This window comes from Kurthia sp. Dielmo (genome assembly GCF_000307285.2).
GTDB classification, from domain to species: Bacteria; Bacillota; Bacilli; order Bacillales_A; family Planococcaceae; genus Kurthia; species Kurthia populi.
In genome coordinates, this window is sequence record NZ_HE578961.1 from 236,451 (window position 1) to 248,626 (window position 12,176).

The 12,176-nt window shown below is 38.6% G+C and carries 10 protein-coding genes; 9 read left to right on the forward strand and 1 reads right to left on the reverse strand.

Annotated features, from left to right (window positions below; all coding sequences use genetic code 11):
* Position 1: 1 nt before the first annotated feature.
* The 9 genes from KTHG_RS16645 to KTHG_RS16685 all read left to right on the forward strand — a co-directional run bounded on the left by KTHG_RS16645 (position 2) and on the right by KTHG_RS16685 (position 11,862).
* A complete protein-coding gene (locus tag KTHG_RS16645; protein WP_139995385.1) occupies positions 2–2,029 on the forward strand; it encodes a hypothetical protein in 2,028 nt (675 codons plus the stop codon).
* Positions 2,029–2,784 carry an SPRY domain-containing protein gene (locus KTHG_RS16650; RefSeq protein WP_139995387.1) on the forward strand — a complete coding sequence of 252 codons (756 nt, stop codon included), beginning with the start codon at positions 2,029–2,031 and terminating at the stop codon, positions 2,782–2,784. Before KTHG_RS16645 ends, KTHG_RS16650 begins: the two co-directional genes overlap by 1 nt.
* 1,059 nt (positions 2,785–3,843) lie before the next feature.
* Positions 3,844–5,043: a replication initiation protein gene (locus KTHG_RS16655; protein ID WP_139995389.1), complete on the forward strand. Its 1,200-nt coding sequence runs from the start codon at positions 3,844–3,846 to the stop codon at positions 5,041–5,043.
* A gap of 88 nt (positions 5,044–5,131) precedes the next feature.
* On the forward strand, positions 5,132–6,247 hold the full coding sequence (locus tag KTHG_RS16660; protein WP_139995391.1) for a hypothetical protein: 1,116 nt from the start codon (positions 5,132–5,134) through the stop codon (positions 6,245–6,247).
* Positions 6,234–6,932 (forward strand): hypothetical protein, encoded by a 699-nt coding sequence (locus KTHG_RS16665; RefSeq protein WP_139995393.1) that lies wholly within the window; start codon positions 6,234–6,236, stop codon positions 6,930–6,932. Before KTHG_RS16660 ends, KTHG_RS16665 begins: the two co-directional genes overlap by 14 nt.
* Positions 6,933–7,008: 76 nt before the next feature.
* Positions 7,009–9,483: a DNRLRE domain-containing protein gene (locus KTHG_RS16670; protein ID WP_139995395.1), complete on the forward strand. Its 2,475-nt coding sequence runs from the start codon at positions 7,009–7,011 to the stop codon at positions 9,481–9,483.
* Positions 9,484–9,635: 152 nt separating this feature from the next.
* The gene (locus tag KTHG_RS16675; RefSeq protein ID WP_139995397.1) at positions 9,636–10,922 is read left to right on the forward strand and encodes a zinc ribbon domain-containing protein; all 1,287 of its coding nucleotides are present in this window, start codon (positions 9,636–9,638) and stop codon (positions 10,920–10,922) included.
* Positions 10,923–11,078: 156 nt separating this feature from the next.
* Positions 11,079–11,642: a hypothetical protein gene (locus tag KTHG_RS16680; RefSeq protein ID WP_139995399.1), complete on the forward strand. Its 564-nt coding sequence runs from the start codon at positions 11,079–11,081 to the stop codon at positions 11,640–11,642.
* Positions 11,643–11,682: 40 nt separating this feature from the next.
* The gene (locus KTHG_RS16685; RefSeq protein WP_139995401.1) at positions 11,683–11,862 is read left to right on the forward strand and encodes a hypothetical protein; all 180 of its coding nucleotides are present in this window, start codon (positions 11,683–11,685) and stop codon (positions 11,860–11,862) included.
* A gap of 124 nt (positions 11,863–11,986) precedes the next feature.
* Here the strand turns inward: KTHG_RS16685 and KTHG_RS21675 are convergent.
* Positions 11,987–12,176 (reverse strand): hypothetical protein (locus tag KTHG_RS21675; RefSeq protein WP_222424356.1); only part of this gene is annotated, 190 nt, incomplete at its 5' end.

A 12,176-nucleotide genomic window follows, 5' to 3' on the forward strand; every position in this document is an offset into this window, starting at 1 on the left:
TATGTTATTAGAAGATTACAAAGAAAAGCACTATCTGTCTGAACCAGAATTCATTTCGCTATATGGCAGCATGATCGACTACTATTCTAGTAGTAAGGTTTCGTTTACAAACGTTTCACGAAACACGTCGGCTAAACTTGTCACAATCCCTTCTGGTGAGTACGGCATGTTCGATGGACCAATTCTAAAAAGAATCAAAGAGCCATTCAATTTATCTTTTAAAGGCTTTATTGGCAATAACGGCTATGTCATGGGAACTGCTAAAGTAGATGGCTCAACGAATGGTCTCGCTATTTATACAGAAGATGGCATGTTAAAAGTAGCCCTCCATAACGGCTACCCAATCGCTGTTGTCGAAACACCTGTAACATTAGATAAGTCGACTCGTCTTTACACAATTGAATTTGATGGACACTTCTTAAAACTGTTCATCAACGGCACACTTGTAAAAAGTGCTGTAGCGGAAGTAGGAGAAGGTATTGAAGTAACCTCTCCATTCTATCTTGCAATGGAAGATGGTGTGAGCTTACCTACAAACATGAGTATTTCTGATTTCGTTATTACAGATAATACACCGTATGAGCCCGACCGCTTCGCTGTAATGGATGAAGCAGGGGTGTTTTATACATACAAAGACAACACATGGAGCACTATTAAGGAAACACAAGTTGCTAATGATGGCATCTTAATCGAAGAGTTAGGGAAGCTTACTGACGCTATTATGCTGAAAGCACCTGGAGAAAAACTTCTGTGGAGCAGCAAAGATAATCGAGCTAACCGATATGTCATTCAGAAGATGGACACTCCAGTCATCATTGGGGATATGCTAGACGAAGAATTCCATATCGAATTGGACGGAGCAGAAGAAGCCACTGTCACGAAGCAAGCTAGTGTGCTTGATGAATTCGAAGGCGATGTTTATGTGGGCTACTGGTCTGCAGATGGCACAAACTTAGATCCGATTTCAGTAACCGGTGTTCCGAAGAAAGCCTATGTAGAGATTTCTAAAGCCGCGAAAATCTTAAACAGAGCAAGTTACTTCCGAGTAACAGATGTATCAACAGGCTACATCAAACGTTCTCGCTATGTATTTTCGTCAACAGAAGATTCAACTCGATACACATTTGAAGATGGACTTTTCATTGAATATGACTGGACTGCAGATAATGTAGATAAGCATGCATTGAAGAACGAGGATTTAAAAAACGTTGATTTGAATTTATGGCCATACGACAATATTGTACTCGGCGTATTTGTGGATGATGATGAATATGGACTGACGAAAACAAGACTGACGAAAGTTGAATTTGTGAATTCCATTCCTTTAAATTCACCAGCCGTTACGAATGCGACAGTTTATGTATTGAATACACAGTCTGAAATCACAACAAAAATGGAAGGACGCCACTTAACAGCAACAATCTCCGATGAAGATAAAACGAAGGTACAATACAAAGTAAAATTAAACGGTCAAAATTACTACCCAGCAGATGGTGTGTTCACAGGACTAGCAGATCCTAATGTAGGTATCGACCTCGTATTTGATAGTACACGCATCAACGTTAATGCGTGGAACATTGTAGACGTCGTATTCCAGGATTCTTTTGGGACTGAATCAAGTGCTTCTATGCGGTTCTGGGGCGAGTATAATGGCTTACTGTTTATGGACGACGAGGATCGTTACCTAACAACAGATACGAAACAATTACTACATTACTTAGATTTCGGTGAAGTGATTACAGGCCAAACGACACCGGAGCAGCGTGTTCGATTGAAAAACACATATGGATATGATGTTAAAAACGTCCATATCGCCGTTCAGAACCTTCATGACGACTTTGAAGTACAAATCAGTAGGAACGGAATGGAGTTCGTCTCAGAGCCTTATTTGGATTTTGACGGCGTATTGAAAGACGGAGAACAACTCGAATTCCTCGTTCGTTTAAAAACAACACTGTTTGTAACAAAACCTACACAAGATATTTTCACAATAAAAGCTCGTGCTGAACGAGTAGAGGAGGATGCATAATGGTTACAATGAAATCACCATTTTCAACAGCTGTAGTATCTAGTGATGAACTTACGGTGACTGGCTCTGGTGGCACTACATCTGCTTTTGCTAATAAGCGTTTTACAAATGGACGCCGATACTTCGAAGTAAAAGTTATCACAAATAACGGCACGATCCACGTTGGATTAGCACAAGAGTCTACTTACTTAGATACAACGTCATCTAGCTCGCTTAATCGTACATACCTTACAAACAGTGGAGTTGCGTATTCAACAACTGGTAATGTTTCTAATGGTTATACAAGCTCATTTTCTACAGATACAGTAATCGGTGTTTACATGGATTATGAAAATGGAAAAATCGGTTTCACCTATAATGGTGTAGATAAAGGGCAGTTATCCACAGGCAACATTGCAGATGGAATCGCTCGAGTCCCTTATGTTTCGATTTTATCCACAAGCACTGGGAAGGTTGTATTTGCTTTTAAAGAAGCAGATTTCGTATATGAGCCACCTATGGGCTACAAGGCATACGAAGATACTAGTGAGCCAAAGAGCGTTTATTTAGAAAGTACTCGCAATGAAGATACTTACTATACTTCTAAGTGGGGATCGCTATATGCTATTCCTAAGCAAGAAATGCTCGAAGCAAAAGTAGGTACACAAGAAATTGTGTTTTCTGAATTACTTCAAACGTCTGCAAGTAAGTTTAAAAAACTGAAAGAAAATCTATTCATAGCATCTATTGATAAAAAAAGTTTGTCGATTAGATAGTTAAGGCGGGGGAAACCTCGCTTTTTTATTTTGCAAAGTTATCCACAGCTATTTCAAAAAAAACTGTGGATAACTTTTTAAAGATTGATATAAAAATTACAGGTTATAGATTATATATATATTATTTATATAAAGATTAATAGACTTAATAGATTTAATAACCTTTAACAAACTTCTAAACCACTGGTATGACTACGTTCGCGAAGGTTGAGAGCGCAAAATATATTCAGTTTGAGCGCTTTATATATTCAACTTAAGCGCAAAATATATTCGGTTTGAGCGCAAAATATATTCAGTTTGGGCGCAAAATATATTCACAGAGAGCGCAAAATATATTCACAAAAAACCTCAGTTATTATATGAATATCCCAACCTTCCCCCTATATACGTAGGCATTTCAGTATATATAAGAGAGGAGAATCAACCTATTACCTATAAGCAACATTATCTAATAACAATTAGAAGCGCAAAATGTATTCACAGAGAGCGCATTGCATTACACATAAAGCGCTCAAGTCTTGTTAGAGCGCAAAATATATTCAGAGAGGGCGTAAAATATATTCAATATGAGCGCATTGTGTTTTAGATAATGCGCTCATTCGATTTATAGTGTAAAATATATTTAATTAGCATTTTCGCGTCGTTTTGGCATACTATTATCCTTGAATCATAGCGGTATAGATGCGTCTAAAAGATTGATATATAGGCATTTTAAGCATCTATCTACGTGAATGAAGAACTTAAAGCGCAAAATGTATTCACAGAGAGCGCTTTTGCTTCACCGTAATGCGCTCAACTTCTGTTAGAGCACATTATATATTCAGCTACAAGTGATTTTACTATTAAGTAAAACAAATACTGTAATGAAATTGAATATATTTTGCGCTCTAGAACAAGATAAGCGGGGATTTCAGTATGAAAAAGGCTACATATTGTGTTTTATGGAAATTCCATCCTATTAAGAAAATGACGTAAGCGTAAAATTTGAATACATTTTGCGCTCTAAACATATAATCAACATTAGAAAAGACATCATATTAAAGGGGAGAGTGATTATTTTTGAGAAGTAATAAAAAGAACGAGCTTATGATTAGCAATGATAATGCAGTTAAAAAAAGTAATGAATTTTCTATGGCGAAGATGAGCGAAAGCCTTACTTTAAATCAGATGCAATTACTTATCTATACAATATTCCGTACGCAGCAAGATTCAAAAGTCACTGAGTTTGCACGAGTAGATTTTGAAAATAAGTTTGAATTAAGTAGGTACCAGTCCGCACAGGCGAAAAAAGATGCTAGAAAATTATTGAAGTTAGATTTTTCAACGGAAGATTTAGAGAAGGACAGTTTCGAATACCTAAATGTATTTCAAAAAATCAGTTACGACAATGGGAAGTTTTCTTTCAAATGGACAGAAGATATGCTTCCTCATATAACAGGCCTAAAAGAAAAATATGTAATGAACGATTTAGCTATCACAGCACAGTTCAATAGTAGCTTTTCATGGAAACTGTACGACTATTTAAAAGCTAATTATGGCAACTGGTATAAGCAATTATCTAAAGAAGCTACTCTTCGATTGTTTGGTGTAGAAGATCGCAAAACATATCAAAACAAAACATTCTCATTTAAGCGTGGTGTGCTAGATGTAGCAGTAGAGGAAATCAACAAGTATACAGAACTCGATGTTAGTTATGAAGATGTAGTTACGAAAAGAGCAATCACTGGTTTTATCTTTAAGTGGTCAGTAGGCAACGTGAAAAATTCCGCTTCGAGAAAACAGCGTGATGAAATCAAGATATATGTTGATACGATGGAAGCAGACGCAATAAAATATCTTAATGAAATTACGCCAGAAGATTTACCGGAGCTTCAAGAGGTCATCCGCAACATTGCCGAATATAGAGGGTATGCAGATGAATCTTTTACTATGACTAAAGAGCAAGCTAGTCGTGCGTTACTTCGCATTAAACAATTATTTAAGCAACTGCAAAAACTTATAAAAGGCGATAGAAAATCACCAGTTTTCTACAATTGGCTAGAATATGATTCACCAGAAGAACAAGAAGCTGTAGAAGCTGCTGAGGAAGCACGTATGGCTCGTTTAGAAGCTGAGAAAGCTTTAATTGATGCAGAAAATAAAGAAGGTAATTTTAAAGTCATTGCAATGGGCAAAGCGAAAGCGTTGGATGAAATGGCTACAAAGTTAGAAGCAATCGCAGAAAACAAAGCTCGAATTGCTGTTAGCGCTTACCAGTAAAAGAACTTCGAATAAAATGCAAATGAATAGGTACTATATTAAGCGGAGACGATATTGTCTCCGCATTTTTTATTTGGAGGGATTATAGATGGTGAACTATACATTGAATACAGTTGGCAATCCTAATATATCAAGAGATTACGAATCAGAAGTGATGGTCAATGACATACTTAAAGTACAGTATAGCTACAACAATGTGATGTCGTGGATTGTACCAAGCGACGGTATCTACAGATTCGATTTAACGGGTTCTGTAGATGAAACTCTCAGCGCTAGTGGTTACGCCGGGAATGTTATTTTCGAACGAGAGTTAAAGGCAGGGATGATTGCTTACATAACGCTATATGGAATGGGCGGAGGTGGATCAGGCGGCTACGCTGGTGATGGAAGTGGATCCGCGTACGCTTCTTATCGTAATGGCGCTGCAGGGAAAGCTGGCGGAAAGGCTAGTTACCTTTACTTTTCTGATAATGTAAATGACAAAATTATCGCTGGAGGAGCTGGCGGTCGTGGCGGCGGAGGTGGGCATGGATGGGGGGCCGCAGCTGATGTAAGATACGGAGGTACTGGTGGCATTGGTGGCAACGGCGGAGAGAGCCGTTGCGCTGGAGCTTCTGGAGAAAGCGGATATTCGAAAGGTTCCTACTCTAGTGGTGCATCAGGAGTTTCAGCGCCGATAAGCAATAACGGCGGAACTGGAGGCGGCGCCGCTATCTATCTGAATAGCAGTGGAACCGCTTATGACGGTACTAGAGGGGGATCTGGCTTTTACTCTAATCAGTACGATGGTTCTGGTGGTGGCGGTGGTGGTGGTGGCGGTTATTATAGTTCAAACCACATGGGTTCTGGCGGTGGCGGTGGCGGTGGGGCAGGTGGTAAGAATGCTGTTAGCTCGACCTACAAACTTATTAAGAATGGCACCGCAACAACCAAAGAAGCAGCTCGCTTAATCATCACAGTAAGGGAACTGCAAAAAGAAAAGATTCTTGTACTTTTTAAAGGAGGTACGATACTAGCGCCTTCTATTAATAAAGATGCTTGGAATATCGTCGAACCAGAAAAGATTAATAAAGTGTATGCGAACAAATTTAACAATGCTTATTCTGTCAATAGTAAAACTATGTCGAGTAATTTGACTGCTTTAAAACAAGGCATCACGAATATTCGCATCAACAAGGGAGCTGAGCGTGATGAAGGACAGTAGGAAATTAAACACGAGTGGCTATGCGGAGGGGAGAAAGACGCATAGGATGTACAACGGAATTGTTGCGACAGTAGACCGCATTTATAGCGGAGGAAGTTACTCTGTCACAGGACTGTTCAACGGTTCGCCTTCATCGAATTCCTCTGCTGGCTACTGGCTTACGAGCAGTAGAACGGGCGAGAATCAAATAGAAATAGATTTCTCCGCATACAGTGGCGACTTTAAATTGGATGGATTAAAGATTGCTAGTTTTTGTGCGAATGATCGTAAGGCATCTAGCTACGCCATCTATGTTTACACGAAGGATGGAAAGAGCTCTTACGCAGCTCATAACATAACTTCCACAGAAAATAGCTTAGGTTACTTCGTGCCATTCACGATTTCAGCAAGACGGGTTTCTAAAATCGTTATTTTAATCTGGAGTGATTCATCTACGAGGTGGGGCGCAGCGCTAAACGAGATTGAAATCTATGGCGGTGAAGATACGTCACGTTGTCTTACACTAAAAGCAAATGGAAAGGTTTATTACTTTTCTAAAGCAGGTACGTTAAAAGATTTTAACCAAAGCGTTGTAGAGACAGATGGTTCGAGGGCATATACCATATCCTCGAAAACAGATTCTACGAAGAAAATAAGTTCACTGGATGTGTGCAAAAAACAAGGAGCTAAAAAAGTAAAAATATAACCGGTCTACTTATCGGTACTATACATATTGAATGGCAATTAGATTCACTTACAATACAATGTGAGGTGCATAATGCATGGAGGAAAATAAAGATTTACTTAGCGAAGTTGAAGCTCGCCAGGAAAGCGAAGCAGAAGTCGTAACAGAAATAACACCGCAACTTAACGGTGAAGATAAAACAGCTGCAGAGGTGACGCCACGTTTTTCGGATACTAATGTAACAGCTGTTGAAGCAGTTGTGCGTCGTTCTTCTATTAACGAAATACATACAGAAGTGACAATCGCAGCGGTGCCAACTTCTATCGAAGAAAGTACAGATGCGTTGGTAGAAGTTCGAAAAAGCAATTCGATTGCAGTTGATATAGAACTTGATGTAACCGAGAAGCCAATCGTTTTATCGAATGGCCAGAATGATGTGCTGACAGAAATTACAATTGCGCCACGTACTCAAGATGAAGCAAACGATGTTCCAAGTGAAGTGGTTGTGCAACGTCATGCAATTGACGAAACAGAAGTAGAACTTGAAGTACTTGAACCGCAACTCAATGATATGCATAACGACATTAATGTCGAAGTGACGCCGCGTATTCGTGTAAGCACCACAGCAGACATCGAGACAGAAATGGAAGTCCATGCTTACGTGATGAAAGATGCACCAATAGAGTTCATCGTACAGCGTTCTAGCCAAGAAGATGCCGCAGCAGAAATCACCATTCAAGGTTATGGATCCGCCGCATTAACTACGGAACTACTTGTGCAACGACATAGCCAAAGTGAAACAGAAATGGAGTTAGTTGTTTCAACGCCGAATACACGTAGCGATAAAGAAACAGCCGTAACAATTCCAGCGCATAACTGGGCTTATGGTGCCTACAATTTAATGATGCCGCCAAGTGTGAATGTACGCTTAGAAGCTGTACGCGATGCATTTGCTCGTAAAGAAGAAGGCTACACACGACTGAATTACGGTGAAGCGTCAACAATCCAATTGAAAAAAGTAGGAGACCTCGAAAGTGAAACCTTTGTCGGGTTCGACATTTCTTCATTAGATCCAGCGATGGCTTACACCGAAGCATTTATCGAGCTGTCGTACAGCGGAATTATTCCAGAAGGTACAGAGCTTGCGTTAAATGCAGTGCGTGAAGCATGGGGCGAGCTTTCATTAACATGGGAGAACCGTCCATCGAATGAGCCACTTGTATATGACAATTTCGTTATTGATGAAGCTAACAACAAGATTCGCTATTACATCACAAACTACTTGAAAAAGTGGGTGGTCGGTGCCGTTGAGAATGAAGGTTTCCGTATTTACTATGGCGCAAATAGTTCAGAAGGCGCGGTGTTCATGCGTTCTCGTGAAAACAAAGAGAAAGCATTCCGTCCGGTACTGTCAGTTACCTACGTGGACCCGAATATCAAAAATGTTGGACGGAAGAATGTAGATGTTGAATTGAATGTCCTTCAAAAATCAACAAGCCGTATCTATACAGTTGTCGAACCTTCTGCCGTATTCTCTAGCAAGCTATTGCCAACAGAATTATATGTCCACCAAGTTGACGTACCGCTTGAAAGCGACATCTTAACAGAAGTGACAATTTCAAAACCATTCGTCGAAACGAAAATGGTTGTACGTCGTAGTGCTACGGTGGTAGGGGACGTTGAAGTAACACCTCGATTAAAAACAATACGTGAGCGTTCTGCAGAATTCACTGTTAGCCGTAAACAAACAGATGCAGAAATTTATGTATTCCATCGTGCGGGCACAGATGCAGAGATCGAAGTACGTCAACGTACAACAAATACTATGCCTATTGAATTTGCAGTAAGCAGACTAGCCACAGATGTTGTATTAACAGCTCGTCAAACTGTTAAGAATGTACCGGTAGAAGATTTAGTATTCCATGGTGGGGTGGACGCAGAAGGAAAACCGCTGCCAAGACCGGCTGGTGCTGGCGGTGCAACGCTTGTCGAAGTGACAGCGAGCCGTAAACAAATGCTTGCTTCTATTGAAGTCCTTAGCCCAACTTTAATGAGCGACCGCATGGTTGTATTAAATGTTGATCCAATGGCTAAATCTAGTTTAGATGCAGAGATCAGTGTAGTTCGACCATCGACAGATGTTGAAGTAGAACCTCGACTAGCTCGCCATTCAAACGTTGATGCAGAAGTCGTTGTATCAAAAAGTTTTGTTGGCGCAGAAGTATTTGTAACACGACCAACTACATACGTTGAATTTATCAGCAAAGCATTGCGACAATCTGACGTAGAGACAGAAGTAACAGCTATTCGTAAAGAAAACTACGTTGAAGTAACGGTTCCGTACGATGGCTTTTCTGATATTGAAACAGAGATTTTACCGCGAGTACTGCGAGCAAGTGATGTTGAAACGTACATCGAAGTCATGTCATCTGACGAAGCTACACTAGAAACAGAGGTAGCTGCTACGCGTACTGGTATTCTGACAGAGTTCTATCCGCGTGTTCCAGCAATTTCTGTGACAGAAGCAGAGATTACAGTAGCAAGCAAAGGTGCTTACGCATTTATCATGTAGCATATTGTATTCAAAGGTCTACACTTTATTGTGTAGGCCTTTTATGAGTCTAAAACTTTGAGCAAATGTAAATACCTGTATACAAAACATCCCCAGTAAATTACAATAAAATAGAAAAAAATACAACTATTTTATTAAATAAGGAGATTAAGATGCCTAGATGTATTCACTGTAATCATTTTAATGAAAATAATAATAAGGTTTGTTCAAAGTGTGGACAAAGATTGAAAGGAATAAATTTAGATTATTTTTCACAAAATAAAAAAGTGCAACCTAGTAGACCGATAATTAAAGCACCGCCGCTTCCAGAGCAATATCGTTCAAACACGCAATACCAAAGTAACTATAATGGCAGTAACAATGGTCGTAATAATAAGAAAAGAAAAATTCGTAGTGGCAGACTAGGAGCAATAATTATTGGAGTGGCTATACTTTTTATAGCGTTCGTTTTTGGCCCAGCAATTTATGGGAGTCTCACTAAAACAGATGCGGAGAAAAAAATTGAAAAGTCGCTTACAGATAAAGAGAAAAAGGAATTCGAAATTTATGTTGAGCGAGCAGACGATAGCTATGATGACGATGATTATCAAAGCTCAAAAAAATATTTAAACAAAGCTCTTAAAATAAATAAAGAGTCTACGCTTGCTCGCAAAAGATATGAAAAAACTATTGCGAAATTAGATAAACAAAAAATCAAAGAAGCTACGAAATTATCTAACGATTACTATTTTGAAAAAGCTATCAAATCTTTAAAAACCGTCAAACCTAAAACTAAATATACAAAAGAAGAAAATAAGTTTTACGATGACGCTAAGAATGAAATTAACTATGTATTATTAAAAAAAGGTGACTACCTTAAAGAGCAGGGCAAGCTTTCAGATGCTAAGGCTACTTACAATCGAATGTATGCGGATAGCTACAAATACGACGACGGTCAGGACAGAATAGAAGAAATTAATAATCCAGAGCCTTCTAGCAATTCGAATTCTACTGAGACGGTTGTAAGCTCTAAACCCGACGAAAAAGTTGAGGATCCACAGATCGCACTAAACAGACGTATAGACAGTACTACAACAGTAGAATACTGGAAACTGCAAAAATCTCCAGGTAAATACAAGGGGCAAGATGTTTATATGAGTGGGGAAGTATATGATATTCAAGAAATAAATAATAAGACGTTAATGCTTTTAAACGTGGGTGAGGATGACGATGGCAAGGTTCAAACTGTGTTGGCTGTATATCCAAAAGGCACTGACATAAAAGAACATGACTATGCAGAAGTTTACGGAAAAGTCATAGGAGGATATGCACAAGATTCAAGGTACATTTATGACTACTTAGGAAGCCAATATTATATATACTACAATAACAATAGTAATTTTTCACAGTCGCCAATACTAGAAGGATTCTATATATATGCGAATGATAAGGTTCAATAATGAAAAGACCTACACTTTATTGTGTAGGCTTTTATTTTTCCATGAAATTTTTATTTTTACGATAGCTATTACATTACAATTAAATATATTTATGTGTATAATACGTTAAACCTATCAATTAGATAGGTTTATTTAATTTGATATGGAGGGATGATTTTGACACAAGAGAAAAGAAACAAAAGAAAAACTTATTTAAAAGAATTAGACGAAGTAAGAGCTTCAAAAAGCGAAGACTTTGAAGCTAATTTTAACACCTTCTTTGACAGCTTAGCTGTAGATGATGTTAAGCTAGAAACCATGATAGACATTTCAGAAGCGAAAAGTCTGGAGTGGAATGGAAGTAGAGATGTATCTTTAACAATGAGCGGCATAGGTATATCAATGCTTATTTCGTTTGTTCTTGCGAGTGGTGATAGCTTGTATAGTTTCCATGTACTTATTAGCGGTTTACTCACAGGAGTATTTGCATTTCTTTTCTTTTATTCTGCAAACGAGAGAGATAGCTATGCCAATTTAGCAATAGAACTTAAAGATAGATATAAAGAAAAATGCCTTTCGGATAGCAAAGGAACATTATCTTTTGCGGAGATTAAGCAAGCTATTGACGCCAAAGAAACAGCGCTCGCCAAAGCACTTGCAGAAGCAGAAGCCAAAGTAGCAGAAGCAGAAGCCAAAGTAGCAGAAGCAGAAGCCAAAGCAGAGCTTAATAACTCAAACTGATTTTTCCTTTATGGTACAATGTGAAAAAGGTGGTATGTACATGACACATTCAGCTAACAAAAACGATAGGACACCAGACGTATTACCAGATTGGTTCGTTGACAACCAAGTGTCTGAGGAGCCTGTTGAACGCGATTTAACGGATGAAGAGTGGAAAGCAGAAAGAGCAAAAGTATTGGACCTGTTAGGTTTGATAGATGAAAAAGAAGAGCTGAAATAGGCTCTTTTTTCATGCGTATAAATACCTATTTTTGCTAGTTCTCATAATAAATCTTTACGCGAATTAGCAAAGCAAAAAAACAAAAAAGACAGCTCGTCGGCTGTCTTTTTACTTTCAAATGTATCTATTTGTTAAAGCTTTTTCTAATCCAGTTTTCAAGATCAGGTAGCGTAGTCTTTAGTGTGATACTAAGAAGTGTTTCTGTGCCCATATCAGATGTAATGAATCCCAAATCTACTGACACTGTAAAAAAGTATATCGTTTTGTCATGGGGATATTGTTCATAACTAAATTCTATTCCTGGAGAGTCTACA